The sequence below is a fragment of the Streptomyces sp. TLI_105 genome, from assembly GCF_900105415.1.
In the GTDB taxonomy this organism is placed as follows: Bacteria; Actinomycetota; Actinomycetes; order Streptomycetales; family Streptomycetaceae; genus Streptomyces.
Genome location: NZ_FNSM01000001.1, coordinates 339194 through 360121, shown reverse-complemented (window position 1 = coordinate 360121; position 20928 = coordinate 339194). Strand labels below are relative to the sequence as shown.

24 protein-coding genes are annotated in these 20928 nt (G+C 72.0%); 16 read left to right on the top strand and 8 right to left on the bottom strand.

Features of this window, described 5'->3' with window-relative positions; all coding sequences use genetic code 11:
• Nucleotides 1–31: 31 nt before the first annotated feature.
• Nucleotides 32–3406 (bottom strand): pyruvate carboxylase, encoded by a 3375-nt coding sequence (locus tag BLW86_RS01865; protein WP_093872371.1) that lies wholly within the window; start codon nucleotides 3404–3406, stop codon nucleotides 32–34.
• Between the two features lie 185 nt (nucleotides 3407–3591).
• Nucleotides 3592–4089: an Lrp/AsnC family transcriptional regulator gene (locus BLW86_RS01860; protein WP_093872370.1), complete on the bottom strand. Its 498-nt coding sequence runs from the start codon at nucleotides 4087–4089 to the stop codon at nucleotides 3592–3594.
• 158 nt (nucleotides 4090–4247) lie between these two features.
• On the opposite strand from BLW86_RS01860, the gene BLW86_RS01855 reads away from it, so the two are divergent.
• The gene (locus BLW86_RS01855) at nucleotides 4248–5255 is read left to right on the top strand and encodes a DMT family transporter (protein ID WP_256341167.1); all 1008 of its coding nucleotides are present in this window, start codon (nucleotides 4248–4250) and stop codon (nucleotides 5253–5255) included.
• A complete protein-coding gene (locus BLW86_RS01850) occupies nucleotides 5248–6435 on the top strand; it encodes an amino acid aminotransferase (protein ID WP_093872369.1) in 1188 nt (395 codons plus the stop codon). Before BLW86_RS01855 ends, BLW86_RS01850 begins: the two co-directional genes overlap by 8 nt.
• Nucleotides 6436–6463: 28 nt before the next feature.
• On the opposite strand, the gene BLW86_RS01845 is transcribed toward BLW86_RS01850, so the two are convergent.
• From BLW86_RS01845 to BLW86_RS01825, 4 genes are all read right to left on the bottom strand, one after another.
• Nucleotides 6464–6712: a hypothetical protein gene (locus tag BLW86_RS01845; RefSeq protein WP_371129435.1), complete on the bottom strand. Its 249-nt coding sequence runs from the start codon at nucleotides 6710–6712 to the stop codon at nucleotides 6464–6466.
• A gap of 234 nt (nucleotides 6713–6946) precedes the next feature.
• Nucleotides 6947–8026, bottom strand: coding sequence for a sensor histidine kinase (locus BLW86_RS01835; protein WP_093872367.1), 1080 nt, complete (start codon nucleotides 8024–8026; stop codon nucleotides 6947–6949).
• The gene (locus tag BLW86_RS01830) at nucleotides 8019–8714 is read right to left on the bottom strand and encodes a response regulator transcription factor (RefSeq protein WP_093872366.1); all 696 of its coding nucleotides are present in this window, start codon (nucleotides 8712–8714) and stop codon (nucleotides 8019–8021) included. Before BLW86_RS01830 ends, BLW86_RS01835 begins: the two co-directional genes overlap by 8 nt.
• Nucleotides 8715–8801: 87 nt before the next feature.
• Nucleotides 8802–9503 (bottom strand): VanZ family protein, encoded by a 702-nt coding sequence (locus BLW86_RS01825; protein ID WP_093872365.1) that lies wholly within the window; start codon nucleotides 9501–9503, stop codon nucleotides 8802–8804.
• A gap of 220 nt (nucleotides 9504–9723) precedes the next feature.
• Here BLW86_RS01825 and BLW86_RS01820 point away from each other — a divergent pair, with 220 nt between their 5' ends.
• Nucleotides 9724–9990: a GlsB/YeaQ/YmgE family stress response membrane protein gene (locus BLW86_RS01820; RefSeq protein ID WP_093872364.1), complete on the top strand. Its 267-nt coding sequence runs from the start codon at nucleotides 9724–9726 to the stop codon at nucleotides 9988–9990.
• A gap of 273 nt (nucleotides 9991–10263) precedes the next feature.
• Nucleotides 10264–10437: a CsbD family protein gene (locus tag BLW86_RS01815; RefSeq protein WP_093872363.1), complete on the top strand. Its 174-nt coding sequence runs from the start codon at nucleotides 10264–10266 to the stop codon at nucleotides 10435–10437.
• A gap of 107 nt (nucleotides 10438–10544) precedes the next feature.
• Here the strand turns inward: BLW86_RS01815 and BLW86_RS01810 are convergent, their stop codons facing one another.
• A complete protein-coding gene (locus BLW86_RS01810) occupies nucleotides 10545–11537 on the bottom strand; it encodes an SRPBCC family protein (protein ID WP_256341165.1) in 993 nt (330 codons plus the stop codon).
• 49 nt (nucleotides 11538–11586) lie between these two features.
• Nucleotides 11587–12615 (bottom strand): histone protein, encoded by a 1029-nt coding sequence (locus tag BLW86_RS41830; protein WP_177181530.1) that lies wholly within the window; start codon nucleotides 12613–12615, stop codon nucleotides 11587–11589.
• A gap of 200 nt (nucleotides 12616–12815) precedes the next feature.
• Here BLW86_RS41830 and BLW86_RS01800 point away from each other — a divergent pair, with 200 nt between their 5' ends.
• The 12 genes from BLW86_RS01800 to BLW86_RS01745 all read left to right on the top strand — a co-directional run bounded on the left by BLW86_RS01800 (nucleotide 12816) and on the right by BLW86_RS01745 (nucleotide 20872).
• Nucleotides 12816–13178, top strand: coding sequence for a gas vesicle protein GvpO (locus tag BLW86_RS01800; RefSeq protein ID WP_093872361.1), 363 nt, complete (start codon nucleotides 12816–12818; stop codon nucleotides 13176–13178).
• 27 nt (nucleotides 13179–13205) lie between these two features.
• Nucleotides 13206–13658, top strand: coding sequence for a gas vesicle structural protein GvpA (locus BLW86_RS01795; protein ID WP_093872360.1), 453 nt, complete (start codon nucleotides 13206–13208; stop codon nucleotides 13656–13658).
• 2 nt (nucleotides 13659–13660) lie between these two features.
• Nucleotides 13661–14374 carry a GvpL/GvpF family gas vesicle protein gene (locus BLW86_RS01790; protein ID WP_093872359.1) on the top strand — a complete coding sequence of 238 codons (714 nt, stop codon included), beginning with the start codon at nucleotides 13661–13663 and terminating at the stop codon, nucleotides 14372–14374.
• Between the two features lie 44 nt (nucleotides 14375–14418).
• Nucleotides 14419–14667, top strand: coding sequence for a gas vesicle protein GvpG (locus tag BLW86_RS01785; RefSeq protein ID WP_093872358.1), 249 nt, complete (start codon nucleotides 14419–14421; stop codon nucleotides 14665–14667).
• Nucleotides 14668–14760: 93 nt separating this feature from the next.
• Nucleotides 14761–15261, top strand: coding sequence for a gas vesicle protein (locus BLW86_RS01780; protein WP_371129434.1), 501 nt, complete (start codon nucleotides 14761–14763; stop codon nucleotides 15259–15261).
• Nucleotides 15258–16157 carry a GvpL/GvpF family gas vesicle protein gene (locus tag BLW86_RS01775; RefSeq protein ID WP_093872357.1) on the top strand — a complete coding sequence of 300 codons (900 nt, stop codon included), beginning with the start codon at nucleotides 15258–15260 and terminating at the stop codon, nucleotides 16155–16157. The genes BLW86_RS01780 and BLW86_RS01775 overlap by 4 nt, the downstream gene beginning before the upstream one ends.
• Nucleotides 16144–16383 (top strand): gas vesicle protein, encoded by a 240-nt coding sequence (locus BLW86_RS01770; protein ID WP_093872356.1) that lies wholly within the window; start codon nucleotides 16144–16146, stop codon nucleotides 16381–16383. The genes BLW86_RS01775 and BLW86_RS01770 overlap by 14 nt, the downstream gene beginning before the upstream one ends.
• A complete protein-coding gene (locus BLW86_RS01765) occupies nucleotides 16373–16756 on the top strand; it encodes a gas vesicle protein K (protein WP_093872355.1) in 384 nt (127 codons plus the stop codon). The genes BLW86_RS01770 and BLW86_RS01765 overlap by 11 nt, the downstream gene beginning before the upstream one ends.
• A 114-nt stretch (nucleotides 16757–16870) precedes the next feature.
• Nucleotides 16871–17200 (top strand): helix-turn-helix transcriptional regulator, encoded by a 330-nt coding sequence (locus tag BLW86_RS01760; protein ID WP_093872354.1) that lies wholly within the window; start codon nucleotides 16871–16873, stop codon nucleotides 17198–17200.
• A 32-nt stretch (nucleotides 17201–17232) separates the two neighbouring features.
• Nucleotides 17233–17730, top strand: a complete 498-nt coding sequence (locus tag BLW86_RS01755; RefSeq protein WP_093872353.1) for an STAS domain-containing protein — start codon at nucleotides 17233–17235, stop codon at nucleotides 17728–17730.
• 297 nt (nucleotides 17731–18027) lie between these two features.
• On the top strand, nucleotides 18028–20160 hold the full coding sequence (locus tag BLW86_RS01750; protein ID WP_093872352.1) for a PP2C family protein-serine/threonine phosphatase: 2133 nt from the start codon (nucleotides 18028–18030) through the stop codon (nucleotides 20158–20160).
• 88 nt (nucleotides 20161–20248) lie between these two features.
• Nucleotides 20249–20872, top strand: a complete 624-nt coding sequence (locus BLW86_RS01745) for a flavodoxin family protein (RefSeq protein WP_093872351.1) — start codon at nucleotides 20249–20251, stop codon at nucleotides 20870–20872.
• The last annotated feature ends 56 nt before the right edge of the window (nucleotides 20873–20928 follow it).

Here is a 20928-nt window from a genome sequence, read left to right as displayed (position 1 = left end):
GTGTGACCCGTTAAGATCCGCCGGACAGAACCTAGCCGATCTCGACGAGGAGGTCGCCGCCCTCCACCTGCTGGATCCGGGTGATGGCCAGACGGGTCACCCGTCCGCTCCTCGGGGCGGTGATCGAGGCCTCCATCTTCATCGCCTCGATCGTGGCCACCGTCGCGCCGGCCTCGACCTCGTCGCCCTCGGCGACGGCCAGCGTGACCACGCCGGCGAACGGCGCGGCGACATGGCCGGGATCGGACCTGTCGGCCTTCTCGGTCACCGGGAGGTCGGCGGCCGCGGCCTTGTCCCGCACCTGGATTGGACGCAGTTGGCCGTTCAGGGTGGACATCACCGTGCGCATGCCGCGCTCGTCGGCCTCGCCGATGGCCTCCAGCGCGATGAGCAGCCGCACGCCGGGCCCGAAGTCGACGCTGTACTCCTTCCCGGGGCGCAGCCCGTAGAAGAAGTCCTTGCTGTCGAGCACGCTGGTGTCGCCGTACGCCTGGCGGTGCGCCTCGTACGCCTGCGTCGGGCCGGGGAAGAGGAGGCGGTTCAGCGTGGCGCGCCGGTCCTCGGCCAGGCCGGTGCGGTCCTCCGCCGTGAGCTCCCGCATCGGCTTGGGCCCGGCGCGGCCCTCCAGGGCCTTGGTGCGGAACGGCTCGGGCCAGCCGCCGGGCGGCGTGCCCAGCTCGCCGTGGAGGAAGCCGACGACGGAGTCCGGGATGTCGTACCGGTTCGGCGCCGCCTCGAAGTCCTCGGGCGCCACCCCGGCGCCGACGAGGTGCAGCGCGAGGTCGCCCACCACCTTCGACGACGGGGTGACCTTCACCAGCCGGCCCAGCATCCGGTCCGCGGCGGCGTACGTCGACTCGACGTCCTCGAACCGGTCGCCGAGGCCGAGCGCGACGGCCTGGGTGCGCAGGTTGGAGAGCTGCCCGCCGGGGATCTCGTGGTGGTACACGCGTCCCGTCGGCGAGTCCAGGCCCGCTTCGAAGGGGGCGTAGATCTTGCGGACGCCCTCCCAGTACGGCTCCAGGTCGCCGACCGCCTCCAGGTCGAGACCGGTGGGCCGCTCGGAGTGGTCGGTCGCGGCGACGATCGCCGACAGCGAGGGCTGCGAGGTGGTGCCGGCCATGGAGGCCACCGCGCCGTCCACCGCGTCCGCCCCGGCCTGGACCGCCGCGAGGTACGTGGCGAGCTGGCCGCCCGCCGTGTCGTGGGTGTGGAGGTGCACCGGCAGCTCGAACTCCCGGCGCAGCGCGGAGACCAGCTTGGCGGCGGCGGGGGCGCGCAGCAGACCGGCCATGTCCTTGACCGCGAGGACGTGCGCGCCCGCGGCGACGATCTTCTCGGCGAGCCGCAGGTAGTAGTCCAGCGTGTACAGCTTCTCCGCCGGGTCGGAGAGGTCGGACGTGTAGCAGAGCGCGACCTCGGCGACCGCCGTCCCGGTCTCCCGTACGGCCTCGATCGCGGGCCGCATCCGGTCGACGTCGTTGAGCGCGTCGAAGATCCGGAAGATGTCGATGCCGGTGGCGGCGGCCTCCTGCACGAAGGCGTCGGTCACCTCGGTCGGGTACGGGGTGTACCCCACGGTGTTGCGGCCCCGCAGCAGCATCTGCAGACAGATGTTCGGCACGGCCTCGCGCAGCGCGGCCAGCCGCTCCCAGGGGTCCTCGGCGAGGAAGCGCAGGGCGACGTCGTAGGTGGCGCCGCCCCAGCACTCCAGGGACAGCAGCTGCGGCAGCGTGTGCGCGACCGCCGGGGCGACGGCGAGCAGGTCCTTCGTACGGACCCGGGTGGCGAGCAGCGACTGGTGGGCGTCGCGGAAGGTGGTGTCGGTGACGCCGAGGGTCGGCGACTCGCGCAGGCCGCGGGCGAAGCCCTCCGGACCGAGCTCGGTCAGCCGCTGCCGGGAGCCTGCGGGCGGCCGGCCGGCGGGCAGCCGGGGCAGCTTGGTGGCCGGGGCGATGAGCTCGGGACGGGGGCCGTGCGGCTTGTTCACGGTGACGTCGGCGAGGTAGGTGAGCAGCTTCGTGCCGCGGTCGGCCGAGTGGCGGGCGGTGAGCAGGTACGGCCGCTGCTCGATGAAGGCCGTGGTGACCTGCCCGGCCTGGAAGTCCGGGTCGTCGAGCACGGCCTGCAGGAACGGGATGTTCGTGGACACGCCCCGGATGCGGAACTCGGCCACCGCGCGCCGGGCCCGGTCGACGGCGGTCCTGAAGTCCCGTCCCCGGCAGGTCAGTTTGACCAGCATCGAGTCGAAGTGGGCGCTGACCTCCGTACCGGCGTGGGTGGTTCCGCCGTCGAGCCGGATGCCGGAGCCGCCCGGGGAGCGGTAGGCGCTGATCATGCCGGTGTCGGGGCGGAAGCCGTTGGCCGGGTCCTCGGTGGTGATGCGGCACTGCAGGGCGGCACCGCGCAGGACGACGGACTCCTGCGTCAGGCCGAGGTCGGCGAGGGTCTCCCCGGCGGCGATGCGCAGCTGCGACTGCACCAGGTCGATGTCGGTGACCTCCTCGGTCACCGTGTGCTCGACCTGGATGCGCGGATTCATCTCGATGAAGACGTGGTTGCCGTCGCGGTCGAGGAGGAACTCCACGGTGCCCGCGTTCCGGTAGCCGATCCGGCGGGCGAACCTCACGGCGTCGTCGCAGATCCGCTGCCGCACCGCCGGGTCGAGGTTCGGGGCGGGCGCGAGCTCGATCACCTTCTGGTGGCGGCGCTGCAGCGAGCAGTCGCGCTCGAACAGGTGGATGACCTCCCCCTCGCCGTCGGCGAGGATCTGCACCTCGATGTGGCGCGGGTCGACGACGGCCTTCTCCAGGAAGACGGTCGCGTCGCCGAAGGCGGACTCGGCCTCGCGGGCCGCCGCCTCGATGGACTCGCGCAGCGTCGCCGGGTCCTCGACCCGCCGCATGCCGCGGCCGCCGCCGCCGGCGACGGCCTTGACGAACACCGGGAAGCCGATTCCCTCGGCGGCCGCCACGAGTTCGTCCACGTCGGTGGAGGGCGCCGAGGAACCGAGCACGGGCACGCCGGCCTCGCGGGCCGCGGCCACCGCGCGCGCCTTGTTCCCGGTCAGCTCCAGGGTCTGCGCGGACGGGCCCACGAACGTGATGCCCGCCTCCTCGCAGGCGCGCGCCAGTTCCGGATTCTCGGACAGGAATCCGTAGCCCGGGTAGACGGCGTCGGCACCGGCCAGGCGGGCCGCCCGGATGACCTCCGCCACCGAGAGGTAGGCCCGTACCGGATGACCGGGTTCACCGATCTCATAGGCCTCGTCGGCCTTCAGCCGGTGCAGTGAGTTGCGGTCCTCGTGCGGGAAGACGGCGACCGTGCGCGCCCCCAGTTCGTAGCCGGCGCGGAACGCGCGAATCGCGATCTCCCCGCGGTTGGCCACCAGCACCTTGCGGAACATCCTGATCCCTTCACCTTGCCGGTGACGAGCACGACGGGTCGGCGACCGGTCCCGCGCGTGCGCACCGCTCTCGGCGCGCCACTCGCCCGCGTCGCGCCCGGCTCGTTACGGCCACGCTACGGGCTGTGCCGCGGCCTGCTGAAGATCGCGTGGCAGTGACATCGATCATCGCCCCCGGCCATGCCTCATCCGGCCGTGCCGCCGGCGGCACGCGGGCGGGACGGGACGCCCGGCCGCGGGTAGACCCTGGACTGCTTGACGCTGCCGAAGGCGAAGCTCGACTCGATCGACGCGATGCCCGGGATGGCGTGGATCCGGGTGCGGACGAGCGCCTCGTACGCCTCCAGGCTCTCGATGACCACCCTGAGCAGGTAGTCGCTGCTGCCGGCCATCAGATAGCAGTCCTGGATGTGGTCGATGAGGCCGACGTGCTGCTCGAACACGTTCACCGCCTCGGCCGTGTGCCGCTCCAGGCGGATCCGTACGAAGACGGTGATCGGCAGACCGAAGGCGACCTGGTCGACGGTGGCCGTGTAGCCGCCGATCAGCCCCGACTCCTCGAGCCGGCGCACCCGGCGCAGACAGGGGGAGGGGGACAGCCTGATCCGGTCGGCGAGGTCCTGGTTCGACAGGCGGCCGTCCGTCTGCAGCTCATGGACGATCTGGAAGTCCACGGCGTCCATCGGCTCTCCTTTACAGATCTTGGCAGATTCTGCCCCCACGCTATGCCTGAGGGGCATAACTGGCAATCATCTGCCCCGCTCCAAGGTCTAGCGTTGCTCCCTGGGGATGAGCCGGGCATCGGCTCCGCCCGAACGGCTTCGAGAGGGAGGAACGGCCGGTGGCCGCAACACAATCGGTGGGGGCGAGAACGGGGGAGGCGCGGGACACGCGCACTCCGCCCGAGGGGCACGACGGGAAGCCCCGCACCGGTCGGCTCCGGGGGCCCTCCCCGCAGGCCGTGGGCATGCTCGCGCTGCTCCTCACCGTGGCCGTCTGGGCCGCCTTCGCGCTCAGCGCCCGCGCCCTGAGCGCCTCCACGCTGCTGCCCGCCGACGCCGCGCTGCTGCGCTTCGGCGTGCCCCTGGTGGTCCTGGCGCCCGCGCTGTGGCGGCGCAGGCGCCGACTGGCCGCCGTGCGGTTCGGTCCCGCGGCCAAGATCATCTGTGGTGCGGGGGTCCCGTTCTTCCTCGCCGCCATGTACGGCGGCTCGCTGACCTCCGCCGCGTTCGTCGGGGCGATCGTGCCCGGCATGGTCCCGCTGTTCGTCTCCGCCCTCATGGTCGCGGGCGGCAAGAGTGCCCCGCGCGGCACCCAGGCGGCCGGCCTCGCCCTCATCGTGTCCGGCGTCGTGGCCCTGGTCTGGCGCTACACCGCGGCCCTCGACGCGGACGTCCTGCTCGGCACGGGCACGCTGCTCGTCGCCAGCGGCCTGTGGGCCCTCTACACCGTGGGCCTGCGCGAGGTGGACCTCGACCCGATCGGGTCCATCGGCCTGCTCTGCCTGCCCTCCTTCGCCGTCATCGCGCTGCTGACGCTGACCGGCGTCCTGCCCACCGGCCTCGCCCACGCGGCCGGCGGCGACATCGCGCTCTTCCTCGTCGTCCAGGGCCTGGGCGTCGGCCTCTGCGCCGGGCTGATGTACGCGTTCGCCATCCGCCGGCTCGGCCCCGAGCGCAGCTCCGTCGTCGGCAGCCTCAGCCCGGTCGCCGTCGTCCTGCTCGCCGTGCCCCTCCTCGACGAGTCGCCGACCCTGCCCGTCATGATCGGCGTCCCCCTCATCACCCTCGGCGTCGCGCTCGCCAACGGACGCCGACGCTCCCGAACCAAGGTCTCCGCCGATGCTTGAGCTCCTCCCCGCCCCGCCCGCCGACCCGCTCTGGGACCTGACCGCCGAGTACGCCGCGGACCCGCGACCCGAGCGCCTCGACCTCGTCCTCGGCGTCTACCGCGACCACACCGGGGTCACCCCCGTCATGGCGGCGGTCAAGGAGGCCGAGATGCGCCTGGCGGAACGCTCCGGCTCCAAGGAGTACCTCGGCCTGTCGGGCAACACCGCCTTCAACCGCGCCATGCTCACCACCGTCCTCGGCACCGAGGCCCTCACCGCGCGGGCGACGGCCGTCCAGACCGTGGCCGGAACCGGCGCCCTGCGCCTCCTCGCCGACCTCGTACGGCAGACGCGCCCCGGCACCACCGTGTGGATCAGCGACCCCGCGTACGTCAACCACCGTCCCATCCTCGAAGGCGCGGGCCTCACCGTCCGCACCTACCGGTGGCTCGACGCCACGGGACTCCTGGAGGACCTTCGCGAGGCGGGTCCCGGCGACGTCGTCCTGCTGCAGGGCTGCTGCCACAACCCCACCGGAGCGGATCCCTCCCCCGAGACCTGGGAAGAGCTCGCCGGACTCGCCGCGACGAACGGCTGGGTCCCCTTCGTCGACCTCGCCTACCACGGCCTCGGCGACGGCCTCGACGCCGACCTGCGGCCGACCCGGATGCTGGCCGAACGGCTCCCGGAGGTGCTGATCGCCGTCAGCTGCTCCAAGAACTTCGGCCTCTACAGCGACCGCACCGGCTGCGCCGTCGTCGTCGGCTCCTCGGCGCGGGCGCTCCGGCACGTCGAGACCGCCCTCCAGAACGCCGCCCGCACCCTGTACTCCATGCCGCCCGACCACGGCGCCGCCGTCGTCGCCACCGTCCTGGAGGACGAGCGCCTGAAGGCCGCCTGGCTCGCCGAACTCGACGCGATGCGCCACCGCATCACGGCCAACCGGACGGACCTCGTCGCCCACCTGGGCGCCCTCGGCCACGAGGAGGCGGCGAGCGCCCTCGGGCGGCAGAAGGGCATGTTCTCGATGCTGCCCCTCACCCCCGAGGGAATGCTCCGGATGCGCCGCCGGTCCGGGATCTACGGCACGACCGCGGGCCGCATCAACATCGCGGGCGTCCCCGCGCACCGGATCCCGTTCCTGGCCCGAGGCATCGCCGACGCCCTGCGGGCCCCGGCCGCCACGGGAACCGTCTGACGCTCCACGGGGCGGCGGGGCGCGGCCGTCACCACCGGGCGACGAGCGGCACGTCCGGTGCGCACCGCCGCCAGGCCTCGCCGAGGCGGGTGAGACGGGCGGGCGCGGCGATGCCGCGCACGGTCGCGATCCTGCCGCCGACGATGTCGAAGGTGACGCAGCCGATCACCCGGTCGCCGAGGACGAAGAGCATGGCGGGAGCGCCGTTGACGAGCGCGCGGCGGTGAGGCGGTGCCGGCGCCTGGGCAGGCCGAAGGTCGGGTGCGAGGTGGTCCACAGCGACATCCCGAGGATGTCGGCCTTGATCCGTGCGGCCTTGCCGCCCAGGTGCTTCGGCTTCCCGGCACACCCGGCGCCGAGGGCGACGATGCGGTGCTTCCTGAGGTGCTCCCGTCGGTTCGCCGCTTTCCGGTGACTCGACCGGGACAGCGCCCGGATTCCCGACAGGAACCTCACAGGACGTGGGTCGCGTGGTCGCGGGAGGTCGTGCGGCGGTGCTCGGGAACGACGCCTACGGCATGCCGGGAAGCCGGACCGTGACGACGAGACCGCCGCCGGGGCGGGGGACGAGGTCTAGGGTCCCGTCATGGGCGCGGACGATGCTGTGCACGAGCGCCAGGCCCAGACCGACGCCGGCGTGCCCGTCGGTGCGCACCCGCTCCGTGCCGCGCCGGAAGGGCTCGGTGAGAGTCGGCACCAGGTCCGGCGGGAGCGGACGGCCCGTGTTCTCGACCCGCACCACGCTCGCCCCGCCCCGCGTTTCGGTGTGGACCTTCACGGTGCCGCCGGCGGGGAGGTTGTACACGACGGCGTTCTGGACGAGGTTCGTCACCAGCCGCAGCAGGAGCTCCGCGGAGCCACTGGTCCGAGCCGCTCCGCCGGTGACGTCGAGCGTGATCCCGCGCTGTTCGGCGAGGGGGAGCAGGGTCTCGGCGGCCTCCTCCGCGACGAGGGAGAGGTCGACGCTCTCGCGGTCGAAGGCCCCCCGGTCGCTGCGGCTGAGCACGAGGAGGGCCTCGGTGAGGCCGATCGACCGCGCGTTGACGGCCGCCAGCCGCTCCAGGAGCTCCTCCCGGTCCCGCGTGGGATCCCTGCGGGCGACGTCGAGCAGCGCCTGCGAGACGGCCAGGGGAGTGCGCAGTTCGTGGGAGGCGTTCGCGGCGAACCTCTGCTGCTCGGCGACGTGCGACTCCAGCCGTTCGAGCATGGCGTCGAACGTGTCGGCGAGTTCACGGAACTCGTCCCGGCGCCCCTCCATGCGGATCCGGTGGGACAGCGAACCGCTCCCGACGGTCCGCGCCGCGGCCGTGATCCGCGTGAGCGGCGCGAGCATCCGGCCCGCGAGGATCCATCCCCCGACCAGGCCGAAGACGAGCAGGAAGGCCATCGCCACGGCCGCGGCGGGGCCGAAGGTGCGCACGAGGAGGTAGCGGTTGGGCGAGATCCCCAGAAGGCCCTGCTGATTGTCCGGTACGTAACGCAGCAGGAACCCCCACACCACGGCCAGCAGGAGAGCACCGGCGACGGCGAGGAATCCGGCGTAGCTGAGGGTGAGCCTCAGCCGGACGCTGAGCCCCGGGCGTCTAGACATGCGCGCTTCCGGAGCGAGGGCTGTCGGGACCGACGTCGATGCGATAGCCCACCCCCGGCACCGTGGCGATGACCCATGGTTCGCCGAGCCGTTTGCGCAGGGCGGAGACGGTGATGCGGACGGCGTTGGTGAAGGGATCGGCGTGCTCGTCCCAGGCCCGCGCCAGCAGCTCTTCGGCGCCGACCACTCCTCCTTCGGCGGCGACGAGGACCTCCAGCACGGCGAACTGCTTGCGGGTGAGCGCGACGTGACGCCCGTCGCGGAAGACCTCCCGGCGGAAGGGGTCGACGCGCAGGCCCGCGAGCTCGCGGACCGGGGGCCGGGCGTACGCGCGCCTGCGGTCGAGCGCCCGCAGCCGCAGGACGAGCTCCCGCAGCTCGAACGGTTTGGTGAGGTAGTCGTCGGCGCCGAGCTCGAAACCGGAGGCCTTGTCGTCGATGCGGTCGGCGGCGGTGAGCATGAGGATCGGGATGCCGCTGCCGGAGGCGACGATGCGCCGGGCGACCTCGTCGCCGGAGGGGCCGGGGATGTCCCGGTCGAGGACCGCGAGGTCGTAGGAGTGGACGCCGAGCAGCTCCAGGGCGGAGTCGCCGTCGCCGGCGATGTCGGCGGCGATCGCCTCCAGCCGCAGACCGTCCCGTACGGCTTCGGCGAGGTAGGGCTCGTCCTCCACGATCAGTACACGCATGGCCGAAGCCTAGGCAACCCCGCATATCGCCCGCGTATGCGGAGGCGCCCGCGTATGCGGAGACGTGGGACCCGTCGGGGTCGCGGCTCAGCCCGCCGGTGCCGGAGCGGGGCGAGGCCGCTCCGCCGGAGCGTCTGCCGGAGTGCGCCACCAGCGGCGCGACGCCAGTGCGGCCAGCACGGCGCCGGCGGCGTTGACCAGGACGTCGTCCACGGAGGACACCCGGTCGAGCCGCAGGACGTACTGCGCGGTCTCGACCAGGACCGAGCAGCCCGCCCCGAGAGCCAGGATCCTCGGCACGGACGCCACCGCCCCGAACCGCATCGGCGCGAAGAACCCCAGGGACGCGAAGACCAGCAGGTTGCCGGCGATCCCGAGCGGCCCCATCGTGACCAGGTCCCGCAGCGGTACCAGGCTCGTCCGGCCGGGGACGGTGCCGGCCCCGGCGCCCGGCATCATGGTCATCCACAGGAACGGCACCGTCCCGTGCACCATCCCCACCTCGGCCAGCGACATCCGCCACGCCGCCGCGACACCGGCGGCACGCCGACGACGGGCCAGAGCCCACGTCACCAGGGCGGCCAGGGGCAGCGCGGTCAGGGTGACGAGCACGACGCCGTTGAACGTGTCCAGGCAACCGTGCCACCGCCCGGCCAGGCACGTCGGAGCGGACATCATGAGCGGCCGCCGTACGACGAACAAGCCCGCCGTGCCGAGGACCGCCGAGCCGAGGAGCACGGCCCGGCGCGCGTGGCGGGACGGTGCGGGCAGGGACGCGTGGTGGTTCATGCCCCCATTGGAGACGGCGGGCGGTTGCGGGGGCGTATGCGATTTCCGATACGCCCGCGATACACGGACACACCCGCTGCGAGGGCCTTCCTGGACAGAGACCGCCACCTGGCGCTTCGGTACTCGTTGACGCTTCAGATTTGTGTGACATCCATGTTTGGCGTCGGCTGGGCTGCGCAGATGGATTACAGAAGATTGGTGCCCTGACAAGAGGAACCCCATGGGAATCATCGGCTGGATTCTGCTGGGTCTGCTCGCCGGAATCATCGCGAAAGCCTTGATGCCGGGCCGGGACCCCGGCGGCTGCATCGTGACGATACTGATCGGAATCGCCGGCGCCCTTCTGGGAGGATGGCTCGGAAAGGTCATTTTCGATGTCGACTCCATCGACGGATTCTTCGAGCTTTCCACCTGGATCGCCGCCATCGTCGGATCTGTCATCCTCCTGATCCTCTACCGGCTCGTGGCCGGCAGAAGACATTCGTGAGGATCGCCATGGGCCGGAGACGGCATCGCCGGAAGTGGGGCCGTCGCCGCGGGAGCGCCTACTGGACGCCCCGCGCCGTGATGTGCCGCGGCGCCGTGTGGGCGTCGTGGTGGGGGATGCGGATGACGGCTCGCGGCGGGCGATGGATGGCCGGCCGAATGGTGCGCACCACGTTCCGGGCCGTGCTGCCGAGATGGCTGCGGCTGGAGGCGCGGTCGCCCCTGGGGGCGTCCTGACTCGGGAAGGTCGACAAGATGTCGGAGGTGAACGGAAATGGCCGCTGGAAAGAAGGCCAAGAACGTCGGCAAGGGAATGAAGGGCAAGGTGAAGGAGACCACCGGTAAGGCCGTCGGCAACGAGAGCATGGAGCTCAAGGGCAAGGCCGAACAGGCGGCCGCGGATGCCAAGCAGGCCGGGCAGAAGGCCAAGGACACGATGAAGCACTGAATGCCCGGTCGAGGCGCCGACGAAGGAGGCTGTCGTCCTCGGACGACAGCCTCCTTCTTGTTCTTCTGATTCTGATCGCGCCGGGTCATGCCCGGCGGCCCGCTTCCTCAGCGCCTCGCTCGGCGGCCGGGGCGAGCCTCCTCCTCATCCCAGTCGCCCTCGCCCTCACCCTCGTCCTCTTCCTCGTCCTCGTACTCGCCTTCGTCCTCGTCCTCGTTCTTGTACTCGCCCTCATCCTCGCCGTCGGTTCCCTCCTCCTCTTCACCCTCTTCCTCGTCGTCGTACTCCTCGTCCTCGTCCTCCTCCGGCTGGTCCTGCGAGGCCTCTTCCTCTTCGACGGCTTCCTCGTGGCTGCGCACCACCTCGCCGTCGCGGATCTCGCCCCGCCAGCCATCCGGCTCCTCGTTGGAGAGGGTCACGTGACGGGCGAAGTGCTTGAGGTCCAGGCGCAGCCGCCTCCCCTGGGCACGCCAGATGTTGCCCGTCTTCTCGAAGAGGCCGGAGGGGTAGTACTCGACGACCACGAGCACGCGGGTGAGTGCCGGGGCCAGTTCGTGGAAGCTGACGCATCCACGCGTGGTGCCCTTGGGGCCGTCGGAGCTCCACATGATGCGCTCGTCCGGCACCTGCTCCTGGACGCTGGCCTTCCAGCTGCGTGTGGAGGGACCGACCTTGACCTTCCAGTCGCTGGTGGTGTCGTCGCCCTGGGAGACACTGCGCACCCCCTTGGCGAACGTGCTGAAGTCCGCGTACTGCGTCCACTGGTCGTACGCGGTACGCAGCGGGACGCCGATGTCGATCGACTCGCAGATGTGCGTCGGTTTGGCTCCGCTCTTGCGGGACTTGCCTCCTTTGCCGAGCAGCCCGCCGCCGACGTTCTTGACCGTGTCCTTGACGCTGTCGAAGGTGGTGCCCGCGACGGCCTTCAGGGGCGAGTCGCCCTTGAGGAGACGGCCGCCGATGCCGGCGAGCGATCCCCCGTTCTCCGCCACGTCGGAGAGCTGGTCGGTGAGGTCCCCCACTTTGTCCACGGCCTTGTCGGCCAGGCGGTCCGCCTGCGTCCGCAGGTATTCGCCGACTTCCTCGAGCAGCTGATCCATGGGGGATGAGGAGTTCGACGACGAGCGTTCACGATCGGTGGCCATGGCGCTACCTCCGCGTAGACGGCTTGCGCGCCGTCGTCTTCTTCGCCGACGTGGTCTTCCTGGCGCTGCCGCCCGTCGCCTTGCGCGCGGTGGTCTTCTTCGCCGGGGTCTTCTTGGCCGCCGCCTTCTTGGCGGGGGGCCGGGACGACGTGGTCTTCTTCGCCGCGGTACGACTTCCGCCCGAAGCTGTCTTCTTCGCCGGCGCCTTCTTCGCCGGGGTGCTTCCGCGCGCGGTCGTGGTCTTCTTCGCCGGTGTGCTCTTCTTCGCCGTGCCCCGGCTTCCGGACGACGTGGTCTTCTTGGCCGCCGTCTTCTTGGCGGCCGCCGGCTCCGGCTTCTTCGCGGCGCTCTTGCGGGGCGAGGAGCGGCGGGCGGGCGCACTGCGGCCCGTCGTGGAGGTCCGTGAACTCTTGCCTCGGGGCCGTTTCGGGGGTGCCTCCTCCTCTTCCTCCTGCTCGTCCTCGGGTTCCCGGCCCTCCTCGTCCTCGGCTTCCTGTTCCTCCTCCGGCTCTTCCTCCTCCGGCTCTTCTTCCTCCGGCTCTTCTTCCTCCGGCTCTTCCTCTTCTTCCTCTTCCTCTTCTTCCTCTCCCCGTGCCTCGCGCGGGCCTGCCTCCTCGTCGTCCGCCGCCTCGTCCTCGTAGGGCTCCTCGTCGACGTCCTCGTCCTCGTACGCCTCGTCCTCCTCGTACCCCTCGTCCTCCTCATCGGGCTCCTTGCCGCCGCGACCGAGGTCGAGCGTGCGCTGATGAATGGAGTCGGCCAGGCCGGCGAGCTGGCGGTTGGCAGCAGCGGTGAGGGCCTTGCGACCGGCTTGGAGGGCTTCGCCCCGGAGCTGTTCTCCGAGCTCGGCGGTCTGGGGCATCTCCCCGAGTTTCCGGACCCCCTGTGCCACGAGCTGGCCGGGTCGGAGATCGAGTTTCCGGCCCGCGAGGTAGGTCGCGAGCGACAGGGCCATGCGGCCCTTCTTGGTCCGCCCCAGTACGTAGCCTCCTGCAACGGCGGCTGCCAGGGCGATCTTGGTCGTGTCCTCCATCAGCCTCGTCCTTCCCAGGTGAGAGGTGGTCGACGTCAGGTGACGACCGGCCCCGACGCTCGGGGTCTTATCTGGGGGGTGCTCGACGCGGCTCCGGATATGCGGCGGTATGCGAAGAAAATTCTCTTCAGGTGGAGTGGGGCGGATCTCCTGGGGGAGACGCGTGGGTCAAAGGGAAGTCCGATTCACGAAGGAATCAGATGACCACACCGGACCCAGAACGCCGTCGGCGCCGTCCCGCACGGGACGACGACACGCAGCGGTCCACCAGGCCCGCGCGCAAGGCGGCCGGCTCCCGCAGACAGGGCGCTGCGGCGGCGCTGCGGGCCGCGGCCGAGCAGCTCTCGGAACTGCTCGGCAGGCCCCCGGAGTCGGTGACGTCCCTGAAGCCCACGGACGAGGGCTGGGAGGCCGTGGTGGAGGTGGTCGAGCTCGAACGCATCCCGGAGACCACCAGCGTCATGGGCAGCTACCGGGTCGAGCTGGACGCGTCCGGCGAGCTGATCTCCTACGAACGCACCCGGCGGTACAGCCGGGGCATGATCGACCGGTCCGGCCGCTGAGAGGGCCGGGCCGCGAAGGGAAACGTCATGACGGTGATGCCGCAGGGAGCGAGCGGAAGTCCGGGTCGCGGCGGCCAAGGCGGTTCAGGGAACCTCTACGACGTCCTGGAGCTCATCCTGGACCGCGGGCTGGTCATCGACGCGTTCGTACGCGTCTCCCTGGTCGGAATCGAAATCCTCAAGATCGACGTCCGGGTGGTCGTGGCCAGCGTCGACACGTACCTCCGCTTCGCGGAGGCGTGCAACCGCCTCGACCTGGAATCCGGCCGCAAGGCCCCCACCCAGCTGCCTGACATGATGGACAAGATGGTCGAGGGCGGCAGCCGGGGCAAGACCAAGGGCGCCCTCAGCGGCGCGATGGAGGCTGTCACCCAGTCGCTGTCCGGCCGGGGGGACGAGGACGAGGGCGATGAGGAGGAGCAGGAGGCTCCTCGGCGCCGGAAGCCGGAGCGGCGGACGGCGCGACGCGAGAGGGAATGACCATGGCCGTCTACGTCTACGCGGTGACCACGCGCGACCACCCCTGCCGGATCGAGGGCATGACAGGGGTCGGATCCGAGGGAGCGGCGGTGCGGGTCCTGTCCACGGAGGCGCTGCGCGCCGTGGTGAGCGACATCGAGGAAGAGATCCGGCCGAAGCGGCGGGACGTGTCCGCCCACCAGGCGGTCCAGGACCGTCTGCTGGATGACGGAACCCAGCTGCCGCTGCGGTTCGGCTACACCGCCCCCGATGACGACGCCGTCCTGCGGGCGCTCGACGAGAAGGAGGACTTCTACCGCGCGGCGCTGGAGCGCGTCGCCGACTGCGCCGAGTACCACGTGAAGGCCTCCCGGGCGGAGGACCTCCTGCTCCGGGAGATCCTCGAGGACCTGCCCGAGGCGCGTCGGCTCAACGACGAGATCCGCCAGGGCTCCGAGGATCCCCGGCTGCCCGTGGAGCTGGGACGCATGGTCGCCGAAGAGGTCGAGCGGCGCCGCGCGAACGCGGCCGAGGAGCTGATCGGTTCCCTGGCGCCGCTGGGCCGGGAGCACGTCGTCCATCCCGTCGGCGGCGACGACTTCCTCGCCCTGTCCCTGCTCGTCCGGCGGGACGACGAGGGGGTCCTGAAGGTCCTCGACGAACAGGCGGGGGACCGCGGCGACGGCGTCGAGGTCCGGCTGACCGGGCCGCTGCCCCCCTACAGCTTCATCTCGTAGGCCGCCGGTGACCGCCCGGAGGGAGTGAGGAAGGAGGGAGCACGATGGGTCTGCTGGGGCAACTCGTCACTCTGCCGCTGGCCCCGGTCCGCACCGCGGTGTGGGCTGCCCGGCGCGTCGCGGAGAAGGCGGAGGCCGAGTACTACGACCCGGCACCGGTCATGGCCCGCCTCGCCGAACTGGAACGCCGACTGACGGCGGGCGAGATCGACGAGGAGACCTTCGACCGTGAGGAGGACCTGCTGATCGACCGTCTCGAGGAGATCGACAGGTACCGCAGGGGCGGCCCCTGACCGGACGCCCCGATTCGAGTTCCGTGACCGCGGCCGTCCGGCAGGACCGGTCCGACGGGCGGGGCGACGGCAGACAATGGGAGGCGAACCTTCGTGACCGACCCCCTCGCCCGCAGGTTCGGTGCCGATCCGCCGATGGCCGGTTATCCGCCGAGCTCCGCGAGCAGTCTCGCCGACATCCTCGAGCGGGTCCTGGACAAGGGCATCGTCATCGCCGGCGACATCCGCATCAACCTGCTCGACATCGAACTCCTCACCATCAAACTGCGCATCCTGATCGCCTCCGTGGACAAGGCCAAGGAGATGGGCATCGACTGGTGGGAGCACGATCCGTCCCTCTCCTCCCGCCACGATCCGTCCCGCATCGACTCGTCCCGCCAGGACTCCTCCCGGCTGGACTCCTCCCGCCAGGACGACGTCGCCTCGCTCGCCGCCGAGAACCAGCGCCTGCGGGAGGAGATCGCGCGACTGCGCCGCGAGGGGATCACGGCCGGGTCCGACCCGACCCCCGACGCGGTCGGCATCGAGGAGGAGGGGGCCGAGGACGAGGCCAGGCCGGCTCGTCGCACGGCGAAGCGGAGGACCGGGACATGAACGGACCCACCGCGGCGACGCTCACCTACGTCTACGCCGTCACACCCCCGACGCCCGCCCTGGACGACGTCCTGCCCACCCTGACCGGGGTGGCCGGCAGCCGCGTCACCCTCCTCGCCCCCGTCCCCGACGGCACCGGGCCGGTCGCCTTCGCCATCAGCGACGTCCCCCGCGCCGACTTCGAGGAAGCGGTGCTCCCCGCCCGCTTCGAGGACCTGCGCTGGCTGGAGGAGACCGCGCGCGCCCACCACCGCGTCATCGAGACCCTCGCCGCCCGCACCACCGTCCTGCCCCTGCGCATGGCCACCCTCTACGAGGACCGCACCCGCGCCATGCGGGCCCTGCAGAGCCAGAGCCAGGAGTTCGCCACCCAGCTGGCCCGGCTCGCCGCCCACACCGAGTACGGCGTCAAGATCTACGTACGCCCCGCCACCGCCCCGGACACGCGGACGGCCGCGCCGTCCGCCGGCCCCGGCAAGGCCTACCTCCAGGCCCGCAGGGCGCAGCGCGACGCCCATGAGGACCACTACCAGCAGGCCAGGACCGCGGCCGACCGGATCGCCGAGATCGCCCGGCAGTACGCGGCCGACCACGTCGCCCATCCACCGCAGAGCGGCCCGCTGACCGCCGCCTCGGTCGGGGAGAACGTGACCAACGCCGCCTTCCTGGTGGCCGACGCCGACGCCGACGCTTTCCGCAGGGCGATCCAGGCCGCGGCGGAGGACCTCCCCGGAATCCTGCTCGAAATGACCGGTCCCTGGGCCCCGTACTCGTTCACCGCTCTCCTCCCGACCCCCGAGGCCCTGGCCCCCGAAGCCCTGGCCTCGGAAGCCCCGACCTCCGAAGCCCCGCCCCCTGAACCCCCGCCGCCCGGTCCCGGCCATGAGCCCCGCTGACCGCAACGACCCCGCCCTGCCGGGCCGACAGGTCGCCCTCGTCGACCTCCTCGACCGGCTGCTCGCCGGAGGCGTCGTCATCACCGGGGACATCGTCCTGTCCATCGCGGACATCGACCTCGTACGGATCTCCCTCCGTGCCCTCATCAGCTCCGTCACCGACTCGGTCGGCGGCATCGGAGCCCCGCGCCCGGCGGGGCGGTACGGGGGGCCCGATGAGCCGTGAAACCCCCGACGTGCGGGCCGTCGGCGAGGCGATGGCCGATGCCGTACGGCTCCTGCCCGCCCTGCCGGCCGACACCGGTGCCGCCGCCCGGCAACCGCCCGCGCGGCGGATCCGCACCGGCTCGGACACGGTCGAGGAGGACCTGGTCAAGCTGGTCCTGACCGTGGTCGAACTCCTCCGCCAGCTCATCGAACGCCAGGCCCTGCGCCGCGTCGACGCCGGCGGCCTCACCGAGGGCCAGGAAGAGGAACTCGGCGCGACCCTGCTGGCCCTCCACGACCGCATGACCGAGCTGTGTGCCCAGCACGGCTTCAGCCTGGAGGACCTCAATCTCGACCTCGGCCCTCTCGGCCCGCTGCTTCCGCCCTCCTGAGCCCTCAGGGCTCCCGAACTCTCAGCGCTCCCGGGTCCTCAGCGGCCCGGTGTCCCGATGGCGGAAGGCGGAAACAAGTACGGCAAAACCGGAATCACGGTTCATAATGGATGCATGTCGGAGCAGCAGCATGCGCCACGGACGAGCTGGACGTTCCTGACCCACCACGCCCGGGTGCTGGTCATGATCTCGCGCGACGCCGAGGTGCGCCTGCGTGATCTCGCCGCGGGGTGCGGCGTGACCGAACGGGCCGTGCAGGCCATCGTGAGCGATCTGGAGGGTGCCGGTTACCTGGCCCGCTCCCGGCGCGGGCGGCGCAACCACTACGAGGTCGCCCGACACGCGTTCTTCCGTCATCCCGCGGAGGCCCGGTACGAGATCGACGGTTTCCTGGACCTGTTCGCCGGCGTGCCGCCGCCTCCCGACGACCCTCCCCCTCCCTGACCTTGCCCGCCGATCCGAAGGTGATGAGTTCCATGACCGGGAACCGGAAGGCCGGATCTGGACGGAACGCCCCCGACCCGGGCGCGATCCCCGAGGTGGGTGGCGGCCGCCCTCATCCGGTCTACGGGGCGAAATCCGGCCATGCCCGGGTGCGGCGCGAGAGCACGGGCTCCCCGGCCACGTGGCTGCTCAGCGCGAGCGGCGAATTCGACGTCGACACGATCGACTGCCTGCGCGACGCCCTCACCGCCGCCCGGAAGGCCCACGCCGAGCGCATCCTGCTCGACCTCGCCGACGTCGTCTTCGGCGACTCCACGTTCCTGCACGAACTCGTCCGGGCGCACCGCGGGCCCTCCCGGCTCGTCCTCGTCGGACCGCTGCCCGGCCAGCTCCGCCGACTGTTCGAAATGACGGGCACCTACCGCCTCTTCCACATCACCCTGGACGGCGACGGAACCCCCGCCCCCGCCCCTGATGCCGAGCCGCCGACCGCGGTGCCTCCGGACGCTTCCGCGGTCGACCCCGCTTGACCACCGCGTACGGTACGAACCCCGACGGAACGACACGAGGGGAGAGGGAGCGGGTCGGGTGGTCGAAGAGGAGGCGCTCCGGCGCCTCGTGCCGCCGCCGGGCCCGAGCGCTGACCCGCGGGTCCGGCGCCGGGCGCCGACCAGGAGGTGTGACCTGGTGGTGGGGCATATCGGGCGTAAGGTCGATATGTGGGCGTGGCAGGACGTTCTTGTCCGCCCGACGGTCGTGACGGCCGGCACCCGCGCAACCGCTCGGAGACGTCACGGGGTACGGGCGGAGGAGGCGAGGTGCGGCGCATGGACGGGCCCGAGGATCCGGACGGGGTCAGGCTGCTGGACGAGACGCTGGCCGACACGGTCCGGCGCACCGGGGCCTCCGCCGGGGCCGTCTACCTGCTCGACGAGGCCGCCCGGATCCTGGTCATGACGGCGCTCTGCGGCGTGCCCCTGGAAGTCGCGTGGCCGTGGCGAAGGGTGCCGCTGAACGCGCCCGTCCCGGTGAGCGACGCGGTCCGCGAGAACCGCCTGGTGTGGGTGGGCTCGCAGAACGACATGGCCCGCACCTATCCCCGAGCCGCCGCCAGCCTGCCGTACCGGTTCGCCCTCGCCGCCACCGCGCTTCCCGGGCGCGACCGCTGTCGGGGAGCGATCTTCCTCCTCTGGCCCGCCAGCCACCCCGCCGAGGCCTCCCGCCGCGAGCGCGGCCACATCGCGTCCGCCGCCCGGCGCATGGCCCGTGTCCTGGACGAGATCGCCGTGCCGCTCCCCCTTCCCGACCAGCCTCGCCTCGTCCCGGTCGCCTCGGCCCCCCGCGCGCACGGCGACCGGCCGTCCCAGGCCGCCGCGGACTACGCCGAGCGCCTGCCCGAGGGGGCCCTCGGCATGGACCTGGAGGGGCGGATCACCTTCCTGACCACCGAGGCGGCGTCGCTGCTCGGCCTCGAAGCCGGGCGGCTGCTCGGCACCCGGCCCTGGCAGTCCCTGCCCTGGCTGGACGACGCGGTGGTCGAGGACCACTACCGCACCGCCGTCATCAGCCGTGATCCCGTGGCCTTCACGTCCTTGCGCCCCCCGTCCACCTGGCTGCGCTTCCAGCTCTACCCGGACGCCAGCGGCATCAGCGTCCGCATCACCCGCGCCGACCCGGCCGCACATGGCCGCCCGCCCGCCGCCGTGGCCGGGCCCGCCCCTTCCGCCTCCGCCCCGTCCAGTACGGCGCAGGTCGGACGCCTCTACCAGCTGGTCCACCTGGCCGCGGCCCTGACCGAAACGGTCGCCGTCCGCGACGTCGTCGAGCTCGTCGCCGACCAGGTGCTGCCCGCCTTCGGCGCCGACGGTCTGGTGCTGTCCGCGGCCGATGCCGGACGGCTCAAGATCACCGGGCACCACGGATACGACCAGGAGACGATCGACCGACTGGACGGCCTGCCCATCGACACGGCTCTCACCCCCGCCGGACAGGCCCTGGCCGCCGGGGCCCCGTCGTTCTTCGCAGACCGGGACGAGATGGCGCGGCGCCACCCCAAGGCGCCCCGGCTCAGCGGCAAGCAGGCATGGGCGTTCCTGCCGCTGATCGTCTCCGGTCGGCCCGTCGGCTGCTGCATCCTCTCCTACGACCGGCCCCACGAGTTCAGCGCCGACGAGCGGGCCGTCCTGACCTCCCTCGCAGGGATGATCGCCCAGGCCCTGGACCGCGCCCGCCTCTACGACGCCGCCCGGGACCTCGCCCACGACCTCCAGCAGGCCCTCCTGCCGCACCGGCTGCCCGCCCTGCCCGGCCTGGACACGGCGGCCCGCTACCTCCCGGCCAGCCACGGGATGGACATCGGAGGCGACTTCTACGACGTCATCCGCCTCGACGGCACCACCGCCGCGGCGGTGATCGGCGACGTCCAGGGCCACAGCGCGGCGGCCGCCGCGCTCATGGGGCAGGTCCGCACCGCCATCCACGCCACCGCCGGGGGGCCGCCCGGGGAGGTCCTCGCCCGGACCAACCGCGTCCTGGCCGACCTCGAGACCGATCTCCTCGTCTCCTGCACGTACGCGCACATCGACCTCGCCCGTCAGGAGGCCGTCCTGGCCAGCGCGGGCCACCCGCCCCCGCTGCTGCACCTCCCCGGCCGACAGGCCCGCGCGGTGGAACTCGACCCCGGTCCGCTACTGGGCATCGACCCCGGCCTCTCCTACCCCGTCACCACGCTGCCTCTCAGCCCCGGGGCGACGCTCGCCTTCTACACCGACGGCCTCGTCGAAGCACCCGGCGTGGATCCGGACCGGATCGCCGGAGACCTGGCCGTCCACCTCGCCGAGCACAGCGGACAGGACCTCGACCGGCTGATCGACACGCTCCTGCACCGGGCCCGGCCCACCGGCCACTACACCGACGACATCGCCGTGCTCCTGCTGCGCACCACCTCACGGCCCGCATGACGGCCCTCGGGAGGGCGGCGTGCATCCGTACGGGGCATTGGCGGGGGATGCGCAGGATTCGTCCGCGCCGTGCGGGTAGCCGGGGGGTATGACTGCCAACGACAAGGCCCCGCTCCGTGCCGTCGCGCTCGTGTGCACGCTGTCCCCTTCCCCCGCTCCCTCCAGCTCCCAGTTGCTGGCCGAGCAGGTGCTGGACGAGCTCTCCGGCCACGGGGTCACGGGAAGGGCCATCCGGATCGCCGACCACGACGTGAAGCCCGGCGTGAAGACCGACATGGGAGAGGGCGACGACTGGCCGGCCATCCGTTCCGCCGTCCTGGACGCCGACATCCTGATCCTGTCCACCCCGATCTGGCTCGGGCACCCCTCCAGCCTGGCCCAACGGGTCCTCGAACGTCTGGACGCCGAGCTCTCCGAGTCCGACGACGAGGGCCGCATGCTCACCTACGGGAAGGTCGCCGCCGTCTGCGTCGTCGGCAACGAGGACGGCGCTCACAAGGTCAGCGCCGATCTCTTCCAGGGCCTCGACGACGTGGGCTTCTCCCTCGCCCCCAACGCCGTCACCTACTGGGTCGGCGAAGCCATGCAGGGCACGGACTACCAGGACCTGGACAAGACCCCCGAGAAGACCGAGGCCACGACGGCGACCCTCGCCGCCAACACCGCCCACCTCGCCCGGCTCCTCCGGGGCGCTCCGTACCCCCCCTCCTGACCTGGAGCCCGAGCCCGAGCCCGCGCCCGAGCCCGCGCCCGAGTCGGGGACCGGGA